The 18,743-nt window shown below is 56.4% G+C and carries 13 protein-coding genes and 1 tRNA gene; 3 read left to right on the forward strand and 11 right to left on the reverse strand.

Annotated elements, in window-relative coordinates; genetic code table 11:
* Positions 1 to 9 precede the first annotated feature (9 nt).
* Positions 10 to 1,278, reverse strand: a complete 1,269-nt coding sequence (locus ACNO7C_RS02075) for an ABC transporter substrate-binding protein (RefSeq protein ID WP_460025363.1) — start codon at positions 1,276 to 1,278, stop codon at positions 10 to 12.
* A 209-nt stretch (positions 1,279 to 1,487) separates the two neighbouring features.
* Here ACNO7C_RS02075 and moaA point away from each other — a divergent pair, with 209 nt between their 5' ends.
* The gene (gene moaA / locus ACNO7C_RS02080; protein ID WP_460025364.1) at positions 1,488 to 2,471 is read left to right on the forward strand and encodes a GTP 3',8-cyclase MoaA; all 984 of its coding nucleotides are present in this window, start codon (positions 1,488 to 1,490) and stop codon (positions 2,469 to 2,471) included.
* Positions 2,472 to 2,508: 37 nt separating this feature from the next.
* Here the strand turns inward: moaA and ACNO7C_RS02085 are convergent, their stop codons facing one another.
* The 4 genes from ACNO7C_RS02085 to ACNO7C_RS02100 are packed head-to-tail and all read right to left on the reverse strand — an operon-like array spanning position 2,509 to position 7,700.
* Positions 2,509 to 3,846, reverse strand: coding sequence for a (Fe-S)-binding protein (locus ACNO7C_RS02085; RefSeq protein ID WP_460025365.1), 1,338 nt, complete (start codon positions 3,844 to 3,846; stop codon positions 2,509 to 2,511).
* Positions 3,843 to 4,634 (reverse strand): hypothetical protein, encoded by a 792-nt coding sequence (locus ACNO7C_RS02090; protein WP_460025366.1) that lies wholly within the window; start codon positions 4,632 to 4,634, stop codon positions 3,843 to 3,845. The genes ACNO7C_RS02085 and ACNO7C_RS02090 overlap by 4 nt, the downstream gene beginning before the upstream one ends.
* A 9-nt stretch (positions 4,635 to 4,643) precedes the next feature.
* Entirely contained in the window at positions 4,644 to 6,434 is a 1,791-nt protein-coding gene (locus tag ACNO7C_RS02095) for a nickel-dependent hydrogenase large subunit (RefSeq protein ID WP_460025367.1), read from the reverse strand.
* Positions 6,435 to 6,440: 6 nt separating this feature from the next.
* Positions 6,441 to 7,700, reverse strand: a complete 1,260-nt coding sequence (locus ACNO7C_RS02100; protein ID WP_460025368.1) for an NADH-quinone oxidoreductase subunit B family protein — start codon at positions 7,698 to 7,700, stop codon at positions 6,441 to 6,443.
* A gap of 230 nt (positions 7,701 to 7,930) precedes the next feature.
* On the opposite strand from ACNO7C_RS02100, the gene ACNO7C_RS02105 reads away from it, so the two are divergent.
* Positions 7,931 to 8,620, forward strand: coding sequence for a hypothetical protein (locus ACNO7C_RS02105; protein ID WP_460025369.1), 690 nt, complete (start codon positions 7,931 to 7,933; stop codon positions 8,618 to 8,620).
* A complete protein-coding gene (locus ACNO7C_RS02110; RefSeq protein WP_460025370.1) occupies positions 8,613 to 9,179 on the forward strand; it encodes a hydrogenase maturation protease in 567 nt (188 codons plus the stop codon). The genes ACNO7C_RS02105 and ACNO7C_RS02110 overlap by 8 nt, the downstream gene beginning before the upstream one ends.
* On the opposite strand, the gene ppsA is transcribed toward ACNO7C_RS02110, so the two are convergent.
* The 6 genes from ppsA to ACNO7C_RS02140 all read right to left on the reverse strand — a co-directional run bounded on the left by ppsA (position 9,141) and on the right by ACNO7C_RS02140 (position 18,251).
* Positions 9,141 to 11,618, reverse strand: coding sequence for a phosphoenolpyruvate synthase (gene ppsA / locus ACNO7C_RS02115; RefSeq protein WP_460025371.1), 2,478 nt, complete (start codon positions 11,616 to 11,618; stop codon positions 9,141 to 9,143). The genes ACNO7C_RS02110 and ppsA overlap by 39 nt on opposite strands.
* Before the next feature lie 498 nt (positions 11,619 to 12,116).
* Positions 12,117 to 12,200: transfer RNA gene (locus tag ACNO7C_RS02120), tRNA-Ser, on the reverse strand.
* 157 nt (positions 12,201 to 12,357) lie between these two features.
* On the reverse strand, positions 12,358 to 13,407 hold the full coding sequence (locus tag ACNO7C_RS02125) for a DUF711 family protein (protein ID WP_460025372.1): 1,050 nt from the start codon (positions 13,405 to 13,407) through the stop codon (positions 12,358 to 12,360).
* Positions 13,404 to 14,513 (reverse strand): hypothetical protein, encoded by a 1,110-nt coding sequence (locus tag ACNO7C_RS02130; RefSeq protein ID WP_460025373.1) that lies wholly within the window; start codon positions 14,511 to 14,513, stop codon positions 13,404 to 13,406. Before ACNO7C_RS02130 ends, ACNO7C_RS02125 begins: the two co-directional genes overlap by 4 nt.
* A gap of 16 nt (positions 14,514 to 14,529) precedes the next feature.
* Positions 14,530 to 16,500: a type II/IV secretion system ATPase subunit gene (locus tag ACNO7C_RS02135; protein WP_460025374.1), complete on the reverse strand. Its 1,971-nt coding sequence runs from the start codon at positions 16,498 to 16,500 to the stop codon at positions 14,530 to 14,532.
* 347 nt (positions 16,501 to 16,847) lie between these two features.
* On the reverse strand, positions 16,848 to 18,251 hold the full coding sequence (locus tag ACNO7C_RS02140) for a zinc ribbon domain-containing protein (RefSeq protein ID WP_460025375.1): 1,404 nt from the start codon (positions 18,249 to 18,251) through the stop codon (positions 16,848 to 16,850).
* Positions 18,252 to 18,743: the final 492 nt, after the last annotated feature.

The raw sequence follows: 18,743 nt of genomic DNA on the forward strand, positions 1-18,743 counted from the left end.
CTTTAAAAGTCACCCGCCGCTCGCAATAGGGGTCCAGCTGTCTGTAGCACTGCTGTAAGTTGCTGCTAGCACCCACGTGTATCCGGTGTCCGTCTTAACGACCTTCCAGGCAGCGTAGTCTCCCGCTGACCTGTCCCCTGTTTGGTCTAGTGCTGTGTTTCCTGTTACTCCGTAGTAGTGCTGCGCCACGGTGGGGAGGGCTTTGGCGATGGCTTCCCCGCTGTACTGGCCTGCAGCCATCACCGAGAGGGCCACAAGCCAAGCAGCATCGTAAGCGTTCATGGAGTAAGCGTCTGGATCCTCCCCGAAGCGTGACCTGAACTTGGCTATGAAGCTGCTCTGAAGAGGGTTCACGCCGGGCTGGAAAACGGTGCTGGTCAATCCGCCGATGGAGGCCAGCTGGGCCCCTATCTGCTGCGCCATCTTCGAAGACCTCGCTGTGCCGTCTGCTCCGAACCACTTGAGCTTTGAGAGTGTGGGGTTTTGGGCGGCTGCCTGGATTACTCTTATGCCGTCGTCCTCGAAGCTGATGAGCACCACCGCGGTGGAGGGGCCGAGCTTGGAGGCGGCTTCGGCGAGCCTAGCGACCTCGCCCGAGACGTCCTGGGCGTTGGGGTCGAAGGCGACGGCCTCGACGCTGCCGCCGAGCTCCCGGAACCTGGCGGCGAAGGCCTCGAAGAGCCCCTTGCCCCACGCGTCGTTCTTGTAGATCACCGCAGCCCCCCGGAAGCCGCTGCTGAACACCAGCCTAGCCAGCGCCCGCCCCTGGTACACGTCGTTAGGCACAACCCTGAACACGTAGTCGCCAGCAACAGCAAGCGAGGGTGCTGTGGAAGACTGGCTTATCACGACTATCTTGTTTGCATCTGCGAACTGCTTGACTTGGCTTACTTCGCTGCTCGCCATGGGCCCTATGACGGCTTGTACTCCTTGGGCTGCGAGGGCCTGTATCTTGGCTCTAGCCTGCTCGGGGTTCGTGCCGGTGTCCTCGACGAGGAGCTTGAACCTGAAAGGCGACCCAACCTGCTCCGCGAAGGCATTAATATCCTCCACAGCAAGCTCGAGCGCGTGCTGGTTTCTTTTCCCGAAGGATGAGAGGTCACCGGTAAGCGGGAGGAGCGCGCCGATCGGGACGGTTATAGTCTGCTGCGCGGCTGGAGCGGTGGGTCTTGGGGCGATAAGGAAGCCTATGGCGGTTCCGATGATGAGCCCTATGATCAGCAGTGTTGCAAGTTTGATAGCTTCGCTCTTTTTTGAGGATTGCGGGGCCTGAGCCATTGAGCATGTCTGAAAACTATACTTTTTAAGTTTTTTGATACGTTTGCTGAAAAGATGTTTTCTTGCCTTTATTTCATTAAAAAACTTTTCGCGATTATTGATATTTATATGCCTTAAATTCCTTAAAAGGGTTTCACGGGAGACGCGATATTTTTGTCTGGACATAACGCATAAATCTCCGCCTAGCGTGGATCTAGTGCGGTGTTGTCTTGCTAGTTGATAGGTTTGGTCGCCCCCTGACGAACCTTCGAATATCGGTCACCGGCAGGTGCAACTACTCCTGCGTTTTTTGCCACAGGGAGGGGGAGGGGGAGGACCCCGATAAGCTCTCGGTTGAAGACATTGAACTCGTTTCACGGGCAGCGTACTCCTTAGGGGTGAAAACCTTCAAGCTAACAGGGGGAGAGCCCCTCGTTAGACCTGACATCGGCGAAATCGTCTCGAGAGTAAAGAGCTTAGGCAACGACGTCGAGGTTTCCGCCACAACAAACGGCTTCTTTCTCCTCGAGCGCGCTAGAAAACTCCAGGAAGCGGGTCTCGACAGGCTGAACGTCAGCCTACACGCTCTAAGCCCCCAAAGCTACAACCTGATGACCGGCGTAAACGGGAGCGAGAAGGTTTTCAAGGGGCTTAGCCTTGTGCACGACCTTGGACTGCCCGTGAAAATCAACTTCGTCGTAACAAAGTACAACTTCAGCGAGCTACCTGGTATTCTGGACTATGCCTCCAAGATGGGCTTCAACGTGAACGTCATAGAGCTTATCCCCGAGGGGAGAGGCAGGGAGAACTTCCAAGCGCTCTACTACCCCGTTGAGAAGCTATTACCCACGCTACGCGAGAAGGCCTCGAGGGTTGAGAGGAAGCAGCTCCATAACAGGCCGGTCTTCGTCCTCGAGAGCGGTATAAGAGTAGAGGTGATAGCGAACTACTGTAACCCCTACTTCTGCATGGGGTGCACGCGGGTAAGGCTCACCCACGACGCGAAGCTTAAGCCCTGCCTCAACAGGAGCGACAACCTCGTCGACCTCGATGGCATACTGCACCACGAGGGGCTGAGCCAGGAGGAGAAGCTGGACAGGCTGGTGGAGGCTCTAAAGGCTGTTAACATGCTCCGCGAGCCCTTCTTCAGGATTGAGAACGGAAACTGCGTTTCTTACGATGGCAGAGTATTGGGTAAACCTAGGGAAGTGTAGAATAGGTGTAGGTGTCGAGGAAAAACAGAAAAAATATCTATTCGAGGTTCTCCGATAGGAACTCTGAAAGCATTTTCAGCTTTACGTTCACGCCGTATGCCTGTGTGGTCATGCCTAACGTGTGCATGCACCCAACGCAGGACGTGACGACCACCGAGGCACCACTCTCCCTTATTTCGTCCACCTTGGCCTTGCCGGCCACAAGCATATCCTTGTAGAGCTTATCCAGGAAGGCTTTCTCGGTTCCGCTTATGGGGATGCTTGTTCCCATAACTTTCTCCATCATCTGCTGCGTGGGCGGAACGATGCAGGCTATCGAACTCCCACCTCCACAGCACTTGCTGAAAATTCCGTGGCTCTTCAGCTTCACAAAGTTGCTTGATGCCTCGCTCAGCACGCGCACAGGCTCTTCGAGCAGGCCTCCGAAGCGCCCCATCTTGCAGGGGCTATGCCAGGTGACTTTCTCCGCGGCCTTCTTGAACTTGAGCTTGCCCTGCTTAAGGGCCTCTTCGACCAGCTCCACTATGTGAACCACCTTGAAGGTAGGCTTCTCGCCGATGATTCTGGGTAAGTCGAACCTGAAGAAGGTGTAGGGGTAGCCGCCATCGCTGAGGACGACGTACTCGGGGTTAATCTCCCTGATGTACTCGTAGATCCTCCTGGCGACGATAGCTGTGGCTTCGTCATCGCCAGCTAGGGAGCCGATCGGAGCCCTCATGGAAAGGGGGTTGTCGGGCATCGTCCAGTCGAGGTTCAGCTTCTTGAAGAGCTTGACAGCTCCGAAGACGGAGCCCGGAGTCATCATGACTTCCGCTAGGGAGGTTATGTACAGGTACTTGGCGTTCTTCTTGTTGAACTCGACCCCCTCTTCCCTCAGCTTACTCACGGCGTCCTCCCATACCCTCCGGAGACCCGCGTTCTCGAGCAGGGTGTTTGAGGCCTCCGCGTCGACCATGAGCTTCAGTAGCGTCGGTATCCTGCCGGATTTCGCGAGGTACCCTCGCAGGACCTTTATCATCTCGCCGCTATGGATGCCGAAGGGGCACGTCGTGTAGCATAGGCCGCAGTTGGTGCACCTGTATGCTTTTTCAACCCACTTGTCGAGCTCCTCCTTGCTCTTGGGGACACCGGCGCCGAAGAGCCACGGGAACAGCTTCGGTATGATCTGCGCGTGCCGCCTGTAGATCTTCCTCAGGGGCTCCGCCTTCTCGACGGGGCCGTACTCTTCACCGGCGGCGGTGTAGGGGCAGTTGATCTCGCAGAGGCCGCAGTTAACGCAGTCCTCGAAGAAGTGGAACATCACGGAGTCCAGGTGCCTGAGCGCGTAGGTCTCGGCGCTTCTAACCTTCTCCGCGTTAAATTCCTCCCAGCTCATAACGTCCCCCTATTAAACTTCAGGTCGTACCACTCGTGGAGCTTGCCGTACCAGTAGCCGAAGACGAAGTGCCAGAACTTCGTGAATGGCAGAGTTGCTACCAGCAGTTCGGCTAGGGTGATGTGGACGCCGAGGACCGTCCTGTAGGTCCCTATCTCACCAGAGGGTAGGTGGTGCGTGGCCATGAACCCCGAAACTAGGATTGCGAGGAGGAGTAGGAGGGCGTACCAGTCGCCGATGCGGGCATTGCCAAGCCTGTGGACCAGTCGGACGATCTTGTCGCCTATCTTGTAGCTGACACCGAGTATGGCCAGTATCGCTAGCAGGTCCCCGTTCAGTATGACCACAAGCGGCCCCCAGAGCGTGTTAACGAACCCCCAAGACATGTCGGAGGCTGGTATCACGCCTGAGGCAACTGTCAGGCCGGAGGAGGTTATGGACGAGGGTATGGCCAGCGGGCGCAGGACCGAGTAGAAGGGTATCCAGTACGAGAACATTGCCACGTGCTGCCCAAGCAGGAAGATTAGCGGTATCACCCCGAGGATGTGGAGCGCGACGAGCCCGCCAACGAAGTCCCCCTTCCTGTGCTTAAGCCCCTGGATGAGCGGGTCGGCGAACGTCATTACTAGCCCTACAGCCAGCTTTGTCAGCGGGCGCTGCCTCCTTGGAGCTGAGGGTCTCCTCTTCCAGAAGAACAGGTACCTGCCGAGCCTGTAGCCGACACCGAGTAGGAAGACCGCTACCACGATCGGGGGCGCAACGTAGATCGCGAAGTCTAGAATATCCATTGGGGCCCTTCACCTCACGATCATTTTCTTGATCGACTTCACCTTGCCCACTTGGATGTGCACGGCGCACGCGAGGCAGGGGTCGAAGCTCCTGATGGCCCTGACGAAGTCCAGGCCCTCCCACTGGTCGGGTGGAACCTCCTCAGTTACAACGCTGTTGGCGACGCTCTGCTCGAAGGGCGACATACCCCACTGGTCATGCGGAGAGACGTTCCCCGTCGTCGGTGCGTGTATCTGGTAGTTGACTATCCTCCCACCCTCCTGGACGACCCAGTGCCTGACCGTGCCTCTCGGGGCCTCTGTGAACCCTACTCCGAATGTTCTGCGAGACGGCGCAGTCCACGGCCGGGACGTCTTGGTCCTCCCGCTTCTCACAAGCTCCACCGCCTTTAGCACGTTTTGCCACGCCACGGCTGCATCGATTACGACGTTGAACGCTCTGGCCAGGACTCTCTGGAGCGTGGTCGAGTAGGGCGGGGCTTTCCACTCGAGCGTCATCTCCTCAACAACGCTAGGTGGCAGGTCGTCTGCGCCACCGCTCCTCGGCAGCGTCACCCTGAGCGCCCCGTTTCCGCTGCCGAAGTCGCTGGGCTGGTAAGCCGTGGCCATGAGCCTCGCTATCGGGCCGACTTCAAAGGGTGTGACTGTGCCGTCCTTCCACACGAAGCGGACGGTGGCGGCCCAGTTGTACTTCCCATTCCAGTCCCTAGCCCCCGGCTTGGGTATCGTCACCTTGTTCCACGGGTGGTAAGCGGGATCCTGCTTGCCCCACAGCAGCTTATTGCCCTCGGGATCCGTCTCCGTGTAGAGCGGGAACTTTCCTTTCCAGTCATCGTAGAAGGAGGCGCCAACGTACTCCATTATGCTCAGGTTGATCTCCTTGTAGCTCTTTGTCACGAGCTCGCCGTTCACGAACGCCCCCGGCTTGACGCTGCGTTTCTGCGCGGCCTTGTCGATGTTCTTGTAAACGTCTTCGGGGGTTTCCCCTAGCGACGAGTACTCTTCGGGGTCATCGAAGAAACCGCTGCTGACCATGTTGTGCCTGCGGTAAGTGAGTCCCTGCTCCTTGTAGTTCTCCATTTCCTCGTAGAACCAAACTATGTCCTGCCACACTGTGTAAAGGAACTTCGCCCAAGCCGTTAGCTTTGTGAGCCTGTAGGTGTAGCCTACCAGCAGGTACTCCAGGTTGGAGAGATCCGTCGAGATGCCGCCGGGGATGATCGTGCTCGGGTGGCTGTGCCTGCCGTAGATCAGCACGCCGCCCTCGCGGGCTATCCTCTGGTACTTCACAGTCAGCTGCCAGATCTTGCCCTCGATCGGGTTCAGGGCGCGCATTATGTCCGATATCTTGGCGAAGCCGTGGATGTCCCTGTGGGGCGCGTCGGTCATCTGGGCGTCTGCCCAGACCTTCGGCGTTAGCTTCTTCACAACGAGCTCGCTGTAGTCCGGGCCTCCTAGCATGTTGAGGATGAGGGGGTGGTCGTAGAGGGGATCCGTCATCGCGAAAGCCATGTTTCGCAGGACCACTCCGAGCGGCTCTGGGACAACACCGTAGGCCATGTCCACCGCGTGCATCGAGGCGTTAGCGTGGCTCGCTCCGCATACACCGCATATCCTAGATGTTATGTGGATGGCGTCCTCCGGCGGCCTCCCCCTTAGGAACACCTCGAAGCCTCTGAACATCGTGGCATAGACCCACACGTTCTGTGGTTTCCTCGTCGTTGTGTCGACAAGCGCCCTGAGGGCGAGGTGCCCCTCAATCCGTGTGATTGGGTCTATAAATACCTCCTTAATGCTCATGGAATCTCACCCCTTCACCTCTTTACTAGCCTCCTCCTTCTTTTTCTCGATACTCTTAGAGACACCGTAAGCTAGGCCGACGCCCGCGAGCAAGGCCGCTACAGCTGCTGCACTCTCAAGTCCCGTGGGCACACGCGGCGCCTGGAGAGGCTTGTAGAAGGGCTCGTAGGCGTCGGTGAAGCCTGGCATCGTGCAGCCTATGCAGACGCCCCCAGTCCTCGTGGGCCCACCGATTCCATTGACCCAGCCCAGCTTGTTCCACGGGCAGTTCGAGATCGGACCCTTGCAGCCAACCGCGTATAGGCACCTGTAGCTGTTCTCTCCGGGGTACTGCCTGAAGTCACCAGCTGCGTAGGAGCCAGCCCTGGGGCACTGCTCGTGAACGGTCTGACCGTATATGAACTTCGGCCTCCAGTACCTGTCGAGCTCGGGTAAGGGTAGCAGGCCTTTAGCCCAAAGCACCAGACTCGCAAGGGCCCTCAGTTGCCCGTTCCCGTTTGCAGGGCACCCAGGCACCGCGACCGCTGGTCTGCAGTCCTGGCGTATCTCACCAGGCTTGAAAGTGCACTGGCCCGAGATGAACCTTCGGAACGGCTCAGCCTCAGGTAGGCGGTTTACGAGGCCCTTTATTCCCCTAATGGGGTCGTCGAAGAAGCCGACAGCGCCCGTCGGGCTATCGCTCCAGCTCGAAGAGGGCAAGCCTTGCACGCGATCAAGGACTTTGTTAGCTACCAGCCCCCCGTATGACGCGCAGTTACCGACAGCGACGACTGCAACCGCGCGGGGTAGCAGCCTTCTCATCCACTCAACACAAGATATAGGCTTCCCGTTTTCCTCGCCTATAAAGCAGTAGTAGTCGCTACCGGGCGGCCCTCCTGCCTTCTCATCCTGCGGGAAGCTCCCCTCGAGGACTAGGACAAAGGGGTTGAGCTTGCCCTCCGCTGCAGCACGTGCGATATCTAAGGCGCTCTCACCCCACTCTGGCATGACTGTTTCGTGAAAAGCGAGCTTCACGTTCCCCGGGCCTACGAGGTGGAAGGACCCTCCTAGGACGTCTACTAGGTCGGGCTCCGTCGCCTGTATTAAGGCTGTGGTGTTTCCGGCACAGTCCTGCGCTTCGAACCACACAATGTTTATCGCACCGCTCTGTGCTTGGGCTGCGGCGAGCTTCACCAGTTCGTTCCAGTTAAGGGAAGCTAGAAGCGCTGTTGCCCCAGTGACTTTTAGAAAGTCCCTACGGTTTAGGCTAAAACTGTTCAGCGGCATTTTACCGCCTTGCAAATTTGTGGCATTAAGATCAATTATAAATCTTTATACTCAGAAAAATTACAGTTATGATTCCTTTCATTCATAAACTTACGAATATAATTTTTTTAAAAATCGGGATTTAATCTAAATCTTGTTAAAAGAAGAATATAAAAAGATATGTTAATAATATTACATATTAGTTCAGTTACTTGAGAGGCTTTTATTGAGGGCTGCCGGGGTATCTATGGATGAAAAGAAGCAGCATCATTAACCTATTAGCCGAAACCATTAAAACTTTGAGGGCTCTAGACGACTCTATACGATCCGCGTTAGCACAACCGGTTCTCGGTACTGCGATCGAGCCGTTATACAGGCGGTTAACAACTTTCCCGGAGAAATCCCCGAACATTGAGGAGGAGAAAAAAGCTCTTGCCGAAAGTGGGTACGCCGAGCTTGTTCAGAAAATTTCGGAGTCGGGATTTAAGGTTCTTTTAGGGTTCCTGTTTTACTACGGTGAAGATGGGGAGTCCGTGTATAAGGCCTTTGAAGTTGCAACGAAGCTCCCAGAGTGCAGCCACGTCATCGTGGAGGATTTCTCAACAGATAGCCTTACGGTGTCTTTCATGCTTGAGAAGTACAGCCCAAACCTCGTAGAGATCTTAACCCTTAAGAGGAGGGGTAGAGCACCGGGTATTTACAGCTATACCGTAAGCTTGCAGAGGCCTAGTGCAGAGGAAGCGCCTGAAGCTATTAGAGCGTCGCTGGAGGGCTCGCTCGACGTTGACCACTTGTTAGAGGGCTTAAGAGCCTTCGCGCCTGTAAGGGAAGTGGTAGTCATCGAGTGCGACCCGGGGGAGCGGGAGGCATCGTTCTGCACAGAAAAACTCCTCGAGGTTGTCAAGGAAGAGCGCAGAAAACGGTGTGGCTCGCTTGACTAAACCTTATCTAGTGATAGGTATTGGAAATGAGATGTTCGGCGACGACGCGATAGGTCCTCTCCTGGCAGACGCGCTAGCGGAATGCGGCGTTAACGCTATAGCCGCTGGGCTCGACGCTTTCACCGCGGCTTCGTACCTTGAGGGGGTTCCTCTAGTGGTTTTCATAGATGTTCTAGATGAGAGCTTCGGCTCTAAGGGAGAGGTTGTAAAGATAAGGCTCGACCCTCGCAGGCTCTCAGCATACGATATCGTCGACGCTGTAAACTGGGAGATGAGCGCGCACGTGGTTTCCCCTGCCCATATCGTAGCTCTCGGGTATGCTTCGGGAAAATTCATAGGAGAAGCCTGGGTTATAGGCCCCGTTTCCGGAAACATTGATTTCGGGAGCCCTCCCTCCGAGGATGTGATCACAGCCGCAGAAAAAGTGGCCTCAGAGCTCGAGTCTTTGATCGGTGAAAGAATAGATAGGGAGTGCCTACGGGAGAAGCTCAAAAGAAAGCTTGCCGAGCTTAAATCTCGCTTATTCGACTTCGTCAACCCTACGCGCGAACTTCGGTAGGCCTCTTCTCTCGCGTCGCATCGGCCACCCTAGATCCTCCTCAACCCTCTCGATTTCGAGAGATTTTTCTAGGATTATCCTACGCTCGATGGAGGCTACGAGCTCCCTAGTGCGAACCACAACGTCGGGGTTCACGCTTATGCTGTCTATGCCGTGCCTCACAAGGAACTCTGAGAACTCAGGGTAAACGCTAGGAGCCTGTCCGCATATCGAGACTGTACGATAGCCGTAGGGCGAGTTGTGTGCCTTCTCGATGAGCATGGCTATGGCTGTGCGCACTGCTGGGTCTCTCTCGTCGAAGTACCTGGGATCTATCTTTGGAAGGATCGCAGAGTCCCTGTCCGTACCCAAGGTGAGTTGCGTTAGGTCGTTGCTTCCAATGGAGAAGCCGTCGAAGTACCTGGAGAACTCCTCCGCGAGGAAGATTATGCTCGGGACCTCCGCCATAGCCCATATCTTGAAGTCTTTGCTGCTCTCAAGCCCTTCCTCGGCAAGCAGCTTGATGAACTTCTCGGCTTCCCACAGTGTTCTGACGAAAGGCGCCATGACCCAGACGTTGCCGAGACCCATCTCGTCCCTGACCTTCTTGATCGCCTTAACCTCAAGCCTGAAGCCTTTCTCGTACTGAGGGCTGATGTACCTACTTACGCCGCGCCAGCCGAGCATCGGGTTGTCTTCCTGAGGTTCGTACTTCTCCCCGCCTTTCAGCTGCCGGTACTCGTTAGTCTTGAAGTCGCTGAAGCGCACGACGACAGGTCTCGGGTAGATTTCACGCGCAACGAGAGCTATGCCCTCTGCCATCTTGTTTACTAAGACGTCGCCTCTACCCGATTCGAGGAGGTACAGCGGGTGCTCTCCCACGTAGCTTGCCATGATGAACTCTACCCTCATTAGACCAATGCCGTCGAAGGGCAGGTCCTTGTACTCCTTGATCTTCTCGGGAACGCCCAGGTTCATGTATATCTTAGTGCCGGTAATCGGCTTCCATACTATCTCGATGGGCGCGGCCGCCGCAGCCACCTTCTCCTCCTTCTTCGCGCCCAGCAGTTCTTCTACTCTACCTTCGTAGACGACGCCGGTCCTTGCGTCTACGGTGTAATCCTTGCCGTCGACCATCAGCTTTGTAGCTTCCCTGGTCCCCACTATCGCGGGTATGCCCAGCTCCCTGCTCACTATCGCAGCGTGAGCGGTCATTCCGCCTTCATCCGTCACTATCGCGGCTGCGATTTTCATGTAAGGCACCCAGTCGGGGTCCGTCATTTTAGTGACCAGTATGTCTCCGGGCTGCATCTTGGCTTTAGCGTCCTCGAGAGTCAAGCAGATCTTAGCTCGCCCATACGCGACACCCGGGCTAGCGGCCAGCCCTTTAACCACGGGTTTAGCCTCGGCAACGCTCTTAACAGATACTGCGCCAGCGCCAGCGGCCTCCTTTACGCTCCAAACAGTCTCGGGCCTTGCCTGCACAATGAACACGTTGTCCGGGAACGGGAGATCCCTGTCAACCGCCCACTCAATGTCCATGGGCCTACCGTAGTGCTGCTCGATCTTCAGTGCGAGTTCCGCGAGCCTCAGGACCTCCTCGTCAGTTAGCGAGTGCGCATTCCTCCTTTCCGGCTCAACCTCGCGCTCCACAGTCTTGCCAGTCTGAGGGTCTCTAACTAGCTCAACCTTCTTCTCGACAATGTTGCGCTGAATAATCTGCATCGTCTTCTTGTCCACAACCCACTCGTCAGGCGTCACCTTCCCGCTGACCACGGCTTCTCCTAGCCCCCAGTGGCCCTCAATAACGATCTTGTCCCTGTCGCCGGTGACGGGATGCAGTGTGAACATCACGCCGGCAGACTTTGAGTTCACCATCTTCTGCACAGCCACGCTGATCAGGACTTTCTCGTGCTCGAACCCCTTAGACTCCCTGTAGAAAATAGCCCTTGGTGTGAAGAGGCTCGACCAGCACTTCCTGACCTTGTCGATGACGTCATCTTCGCCTCGTACGTTCAGGTACGTCTCCTGCTGGCCCGCAAAACTGGCGTCAGGTAAGTCCTCGGCCGTCGCGCTGCTCCTTACGGCTACGAACTCCACCTTCTTGCCGACACGCCGGCTGAGCTCGCGGTAAGCCCTCCTGATCTCCTCCTCAATGTCCTTAGGCATAGAAACACTTTCAATGAGCTTTCTTATCTCCTTGCTAGCCTCCATGTAGTCCTCTGGCTTAGCGGCACCTGCAGGAACGCGGCTGCGCAGTATCTCGTAGATCTTGTCGCGAATCCCGGTCTCTTCAATAAACCTCTTGTAAGCGTATGCCGTCACCGCGAAGCCTGGAGGCACGGGTATTCCAGCTTTTATCATCTCACCGAGGTTAGCGTTCTTGCCGCCTACAATTGGTACATCCTCTTTGGACAGCTCCTCAAACCACAAAATTATCTTCGTTTTCTTCTCGCTCATGTTCTCGTAAGTAGAAAGTTCATGACGATAAAAACCCAGCGTCATAAGTAGCAATACTATCCCTTTATCCTAACAAATAGTGCTTTTTAGATTTACAAGCATGGATGCCTTAAGGGATAGTGTGTGGTGCCTTTAAGGCTAGAAAATGCTAAAATAGTCGAGCAGAAAGGGTGTATATGCCCCCAATGACCGAAAGAGCCCCGAGAGGGGCAGGTGGGAGGGGGCATTTTTCAAGCGCTTGGCACCAGGCATTCGCAGAGCTTCTAACCATTAATTAGAGACAAGAGCCGGCACGCCCTTTTGAACCACCGACCTCGGGGTTATGAGCCCCGCGGGATACCTGGCTTCCCCACCCCGCTCCTGGTAGCGGGGGGTGGACTTTCAGGGCGTGCCGGCAGTATAGTTAATGCTAACTCCCAATTTAAATTTTTCAGTCGGGCTATCTCCGAGGAATAAAGCCGGTGACTGGCTCAAGGCAGATAAACAGTCGCTGTGAGGCGCCGGGGCCGGGATTTGAACCCGGGTTCCCTTTCGGGAAGCGGATTAGCAATCCGCCGCCTTGGGCCGCTCGGCCACCCCGGCTGATGATACGATATACTCAACGTTAATAAATTTTCTCTTGTCGTATCGGGATCTCTTGTTGCTTCAAATTCCTACTATAAGAGTGCAAAACGGAGATATGCCTAGTGTCTAGGTTCCCAAGTTAGGTTAAATCGGGTAGAATCTGCACGGCGCGGCACTAAAGGAGAGGCGAGATTACCGGTGTTTTTCCGAACATACCGAGGTCTATCTCCTCGCCCTCGTCGGCCGGTGCCAGGATTAATCGCAAACCGATAGACTTCCTTTTAAGCTGGTGTACGCTCCAGAGGTCTCTTAGCGTGCCTAGCAGGACTGCGTCCTCGGAGGTTTCGGGGATCACTACCATGTCTAGCCCAGCGACACAGTACGTGGTGTAATTCAGTAGGTGGCTGAATCTGAGCTGACTCGTTCTCGCGAGCTCCTTTAGGCGGTTGTCCTCCGCAAGCGGAAGCATAACCTCGTTGAATCCGGTAGTTCTGACGTGGGATGTTAAAGTTTCCAGCCTCGCGTTCAGCTCTCGTATTGCGGCAACTGTCCCCGGCAAAGTGAAAGTGACTCCGGATACCTCCTCGATGAGCGATGCCACGCTTCGATCCATCCAGGGTGAGAGCGAGAGATCTATGCCTGTAAAGTTATCGAAGCTTTCTTCTGCTTGTTTTTGCAACTCTAACAGCTTCGCTACTAGCTGGTCGCTCGGAACCTCCCTTCTGAACTCCTCCACATAGAGTAGACTCATGGTCACCCCTCTTTTCACGCTTTGAGTGGCAGGGAAGTAGGACGTTTGGAGCCGCGGTCCGAAGCTTACTGCAAAATGCGTTGCGAGGAGGTATGATTTCCCAGATATATGCCTTAAAACCCCCACTATCTTCTGATCTTGGCCTGGAGCGTACTCCACCGAGAGGAAAAGCTTCGGGTACTCTTGCAAGGCTTCGGCTACTGTTGCGGGGTCCCAGTCGGTTAAGGGTACTCCCACGTAGTTTATGCTGGCGTTTTCCGCGAGCTCTACGACGACGCGCAGGGAGCGCTCTAATTCCCGCGAGGATGCAGGAGGCAGGACGACCCTCCTGCTTAGAACCTTGTAGCTCTTTGTCTTGGTAAATGTATCGGTACTTTCGGCGAACCTGGTGATCGCTTGCTCGGCTTTGTCTCGGGAGGCGAGGTCTTCTTCTGTGAGGTGTAGCGCTACGGCGCGAATATCTATACTCGTCAAAGCGCCCCAACCTCGCGCAGGTGGTCTAGAAGAGCGTCCACGTCTTTAAATAGCCTGGTGGTGTAGTACTCGAAAAAGGGGCTGGATTCCTCGAAGGGGAATATCGCGTAGACATTCTTGTTGTGAGTATAACCGTACTTTATCTCGCTGAGAACCCCAGGTGACAGAACCTTCGTCGGGTAGAACACTATAATCATATCGCTCTGGTTTATCAGCTGGTAATCCCTCACTACAATTTGGTCTTTTATGTCGCCCACAGCGTCTAGTATCTCCTTAACCTTAATCTCCCCAACGCGCCCGTCAACTTCCACTTCAACTGTTTCTTTACCTTTAGCGACGGCTTCGTAAGCCCAATCGATCAGAACTGAGTCCTCGATCGATATAGGGTCGAATACCACCACGCCGCTGTCTTTCAGCTTCTGCTTGACTTCGTCCTTCTCTTTCCACACCTCCGGATTACCCTTTACGTGCGTGATCGGGTAGCTGAGATAGGCCTTCGGCAAGGGTTTACTCCCCGACTTACGAGCAGCCTCGACTTTGAATAGTATTCTTTCAAGCATGGATGGATCCTCACGGCGCGGAAACAGGTAGAAAGGCTTCCGCTGATATTCCGCAAGCATCCTAGTGATGAAAGCCTCCTCGTCCCTCCAGACAAGCACCTCCTTCAGCGTGAGCCTTCCGCTCCACGCGCTGTCGTGGAGAAGGTTTAGGTACACACTATGCGCGTTATCGATCACGTTTATGTACACATCTGGGTTCAGAGCGTTCACGTAATGGAAGTTGAACGCGTGCATTAGGTGCTTTTTCCACCGAAAGCAGACGTGGGTACTTATGCTCACAGCACTTCCCGCTGAGCGGAGACCTTCAACCTCTTTCAGGATGTCCTCGAACGTCGCGGCCCTTAGGTAGTCTAACGCGAGGGGATCCATGTCGAGAATCTTACCGTCTGGAATCTGAATTCCCAGATCGCTGGATTTTTTATACATCCTTGTCCCCACGTCTATTATCTTCAACGCGTCGTTTCTCGACTGAACTTCTTTGAGTAGACTGAGGCGGCCGCTACCGCTAATGCCCGTTACGAACGAAACTAAGGCTTCACCGCTCATTCCCCGGCACCCTCCCCTACTTGAGGTTCAGCCGTTTAACTAAGGCTTCTCCCTCATTAGACAACTTGTAGCCTATCGTGGGTCTCCCTTCCACGTAAATTAGAGTGGGTATAATGAGCCGCTTCCCGCTCAGTTCCCCTACAGCCTTCACGAACGCTTCCCTTGGGAGAGAAGTAAGCGAGAGAACCGAGGCGTGATCTCCCTCACCCCCGAGAATCGCGAGAGCCCTCAGCACGGCCATGCTCTCGTTGCTGATGTTTAAAGCTATATCGACGGCTGGCTTTTCGTTGCTTGCCTCTGAGGGGGGCCGCTGTATGGTAGAGGGCGGCTTCGCGATCACGGGTGTGGCGCTGACTGCCGTGGGTCTTGGGGTGACTTCGACCTCCACCTTGGGCGCGACTCTAATGGGCTGAGGCAGTGCGTTGATCTCTTTTAGTTCGGTGTAAGCTGTTGAGTAGACCTCTTCGGGGTAGGTGCAGTACTTATTAATGTACGTGAAAACCTCCTTCGTCTCCTTTATACCCTTAACCTGCATCCACCGTAGCACTACACGCCTACGCTCAATCTCCCTGTAGAGATCCTCTACTCTCTTGCCTGTCCTCTCCGCGATGAGGCGCAGATGGTAGCTCTCCGCGACAACCCTATGGACATCCTTAGCCGGATCCCACCTCACAACCTCCCTGTACTTCTCGTAGTCCTCCACCTCCCAAACATGCTTTACTCTCCTGGCAAACCCCCCGCTTGGGAGGATGGTCCTCTCGGTCATTATAGCGATGTTCAGGGAGGGGATGTACGCCGGGGACACGTCCATGGGCGGGCTAGTGAGCCGTTTAACGGCTCGGTCGAGCGAGTCCGCGTGCATCGTGGACATGCCGCCGTGCCCCGTGCTCATGGCCTGGAAGAGCACGAAGGCTTCGTCGCCTCTCACCTCCCCCACGATGATGTAGTCTGGTCTGTACCTCAGTGACACCTTCACGAGGTCATAGAGCGATATCTCCCCCACTTTGGACTCCCCAAGCCCGTAGCTCTCCCTGCTGACCAGCTGAACCCAGTTCTCGTGCGGTAGGTTGAGCTCGGGGGTCTCTTCAATGGTCACGATCTTGAAACCTGGCTTGAAGAAGTTTGCAATCGCGTTCAGCAAAGTCGTCTTGCCAGCGGCGGTGGCGCCTATAACCATTAGCGTCATTCTGTTCTCGAGCATAACCCAAAGGTAGGCCGCAGTCCAGTCGTCGAGGTTACCGCTCTCAATCATCTCTACGATGGAAAGCGGCTTCTCGCGGAACTTCCTTATTGTGAACGTGCTCCCCCTCGGCGAGACCTCCTCACCGTACGTCGCAGCCAGCCTGTGCCTACCGGGAAGCATGGCGTCAACTATGGGAAATGCCGCTGAAATGTGCTTCCCAGACATGTGTGCCAGTTTAACTATGAACTCACGGAGGTAGTCCCTGCTCCTGAAAACAATGTTGGTTGGTATGCTCTCGTAGTCCCTGTGCCATACGTGTATGGCCCTGTCGACGCCGTCGCAGCTAATGTCCTCGAGCTTGTAGTCCCTCATGAGGACCTCTATCGGACCGTAGCCTACCAGGTCTCGCTCTATGTAGTACAGAACCTTACCCCAGCTCTCCTCGCTGATGCCCCTGAGCGACCCCTTGTATTTCTCGGCGAGCCTCTTGGCCTCTTCCACAACGTGCTGCCTAAGGTCGACGTCGAACGATGCAGGTGGTTCCAGCTCGACGCTGAGGATATCTATCAGCTTTTCCACGGCCTTCCTCTCCTCCTCTGTCAGCTGAACCTCTTCTACGAAGTAGGCCCGCTGGTTGCCTGCCTCGGGTATCTCCACGATCTTAACTTTAGCGAAAGGCTCCACCACCCAGTACTCGTCGATGACTTTGTAATCCTCCCTTACGGGCAAGTAGATTACATTCTCCTCGATTTTTTCTTCGGCTGAGCCCCTGCTCTTAGCCTTCTTAGCTTTGCCTTTAGGCATTCTATGTCTTTTCCGCACGGAACAGTATTTATTACTAACCCTACCGGCTCCTCGCGAGCACTAAACATTAATTTCGAAGACTTACAGTATAATGATCACATGGTTTCGCTGGACGGCTTGGCGGCCGCGCCTGGCTCATCCACCCCTTCACTGATCCGGGGCCCCCTCTTCGGGGTACTCATGGGCTCCGCGCCTTCGGCCCGCCCCGCCACCTTGCTTGGGCTGTGCGGCGGGGCTCCGCCTCGGCGCCTCGAATCGCCTCTTCACACCGCGCGCGGCACCCGGCAAGCGGCTCATCGCTGTGTCGCCGTGCCGGGAACTGGGGCCGGGGCCCGCACGTCGCTGGGCTACCTCGCTATGCTTCGAGGGGCTCCGTGGACCAGCGCCCTGGAGGTGCGCAGCCAGCTTCTCAGCGCCTCCAGCTGCTTCTCCGCATCGCAGGCCTCTAGGAAGAGCTTGGCGGCGTTGGCGCAGGCTGCCCAGTCCCTGCCGTAGACTAGGCCGCACTTGGAGCATCGGTAGTAGCGCTTCCCCAGCTCTACGCCCCGAGCTCCGCAGACCGGGCACTGCCTCCCGCTGACGTTGTTGTCAGGCTCAAAGTACTTTGCTCCCTCGTAGAGCGCTAGGTTCTTCAGTCGTTCTGCAACTCTGAGGAGTGTTCGCTGTAGTTGTGAGCCTTTGAGGGACTCGGCACGGGGCACATCCGCAACGATGACGACGAGGTAGCCCCGGTCCCTCAGCCTCCTCACCAGGCTCCTCATTTCCCTGAGCACGCTCCTGATCCAGTCGTCGTTGACTTTCCTCACCTTCCTCGAAGCCTGCCTAGCTATGCGCTCAGCCTTCTCCGGAGTCAGGTTCATCTTCGCCCTCAGCCTCTCCGCCAGCCTCAGCGCCTCCTCCACCGCGTAGCCCCTCCCCATCCTCTGCAGCTTTTCGACGTCCCTCTGTTGCCTGAACCTCCTGACGGCGAGCTCCCAGCTACCCAGCTTGGAGTAGCTACGCATAATGGCCGCCAGCAGTCTCAACATTGTCATGTTGGGAGACCTGAGTACGCGTTGCGCCAACAACTTAGCGCCACCATCGAAGGCGAAGACCATCATGTATAGTCCGTGAGAGCTGTTCACATCTATAGCGATCACTGCGAGCTTGGAATTGCCGTCCCACCAGGCAGGCCTGACCGCGCGGTGAGCCACTAGCCTCAGCCTCCCTTTGCTCGTCAGCCATAGCGTCAGCTTCACGTCCTCGAAGCGCTGGGTGTCCTCCAGCACTGCCCTAATCAAGGAGGGTCTCAGCCTCACCGCGACGCCAACACTTGGAATGCGGAGCTCTCCCTTGGAGGCGTTGAGCGCCGCAGCGGCGTTATCGCCGCCGTGAAGCACTATGCCGCCACTGACTACCTTGACAAGTAACGGTATTGGCGGCGGGGTGAACCTGCTGCGCTTCTTGCTCTTCTCCCTAGCCTCCGCGAGCATCTTGCACCACTCCACAGCGTACCAGAGCAGCCCCTTCGGCAGCCCAGACGTCTTTGAGGCTTCCTCGATCAGCTCTCTGCCGAACCTCTCCGGCTCCCTCCTGAACGCGTCACCATACTTCCTTTCGAGGTCCTCGCAGGCCCGCTCAACCGCAGAGGCAACGCTGAAGTAGAGGCTCCGAAGCCGAAGCCTCACTGCTCTGTTCGCCTTGACCTCCCAGACCCTGAACGCCTCGACGCGCTTCTCGCCGTTTCTACTCCCCTTACCCTCCCCGCTCATAGTCTCACCTCCTTTCACCTGGGAGGCCGGGCCTCTCGCCGCGGCCCCCATCCGCCCCCACGCCCAGAGGCGTGAGGTGCGGGGGAGCCGCAGCACAGCCCAGCCCCCAGAGGTGTGCGCTGCTGCGTGGTTGCCGTAGCGTCTCACACCCTGTGAGCTAGCGGTGGCTGAGCCTAGTGTGAAGTAGTAGCGAGCCTCGAGGCAGCCTGTAGAGCTCCGGCATTGCTGTTAACACTACACGCAACGGCATCTCACAGCCTGTGAGCCCGGCCCCAGCCTGCCGCGCGCGGCCCCAGGCGCGGGGCTTCGATGCGGCCCTCCCGCCGAGCCCGCCCAAGCCCAGCGGCGCCAAAGCTGCAGTAGCGGCCCGTCCACCCCCGAGGGCAGGGGGCCGGCTGCCAGGGGGCGGGGAGCAGCCGAGGGCCGCCGAAGCAACCCCTCCCCGGGGAGCCTTATCCCCGGTCACGCGATCCGGGGCCTCGGCCCCCGGGC

The sequence above is a fragment of the Infirmifilum tikiterense genome (assembly GCF_054696565.1).

Bases quoted from the DNA above. Each gene is read 5' to 3' on its own strand.
- ACNO7C_RS02135 (WP_460025374.1), bottom strand. From the start codon at position 16,500: ATGCCTAAAGGCAAAGCTAAGAAGGCTAAGAGCAGGGGCTCAGCCGAA.
- ACNO7C_RS02090 (WP_460025366.1), bottom strand. From the start codon at position 4,634: ATGGATATTCTAGACTTCGCGATCTACGTTGCGCCCCCGATCGTGGTA.
- ACNO7C_RS02085 (WP_460025365.1), bottom strand. From the start codon at position 3,846: ATGAGCTGGGAGGAATTTAACGCGGAGAAGGTTAGAAGCGCCGAGACC.
- ACNO7C_RS02105 (WP_460025369.1), top strand. From the start codon at position 7,931: ATGAAAAGAAGCAGCATCATTAACCTATTAGCCGAAACCATTAAAACT.
- ACNO7C_RS02100 (WP_460025368.1), bottom strand. From the start codon at position 7,700: ATGCCGCTGAACAGTTTTAGCCTAAACCGTAGGGACTTTCTAAAAGTC.
- ACNO7C_RS02095 (WP_460025367.1), bottom strand. From the start codon at position 6,434: ATGAGCATTAAGGAGGTATTTATAGACCCAATCACACGGATTGAGGGG.
- ppsA (WP_460025371.1), bottom strand. From the start codon at position 11,618: ATGAGCGAGAAGAAAACGAAGATAATTTTGTGGTTTGAGGAGCTGTCC.
- ACNO7C_RS02140 (WP_460025375.1), bottom strand. From the start codon at position 18,251: ATGAGCGGGGAGGGTAAGGGGAGTAGAAACGGCGAGAAGCGCGTCGAG.
- ACNO7C_RS02075 (WP_460025363.1), bottom strand. From the start codon at position 1,278: ATGGCTCAGGCCCCGCAATCCTCAAAAAAGAGCGAAGCTATCAAACTT.
- ACNO7C_RS02130 (WP_460025373.1), bottom strand. From the start codon at position 14,513: ATGAGCGGTGAAGCCTTAGTTTCGTTCGTAACGGGCATTAGCGGTAGC.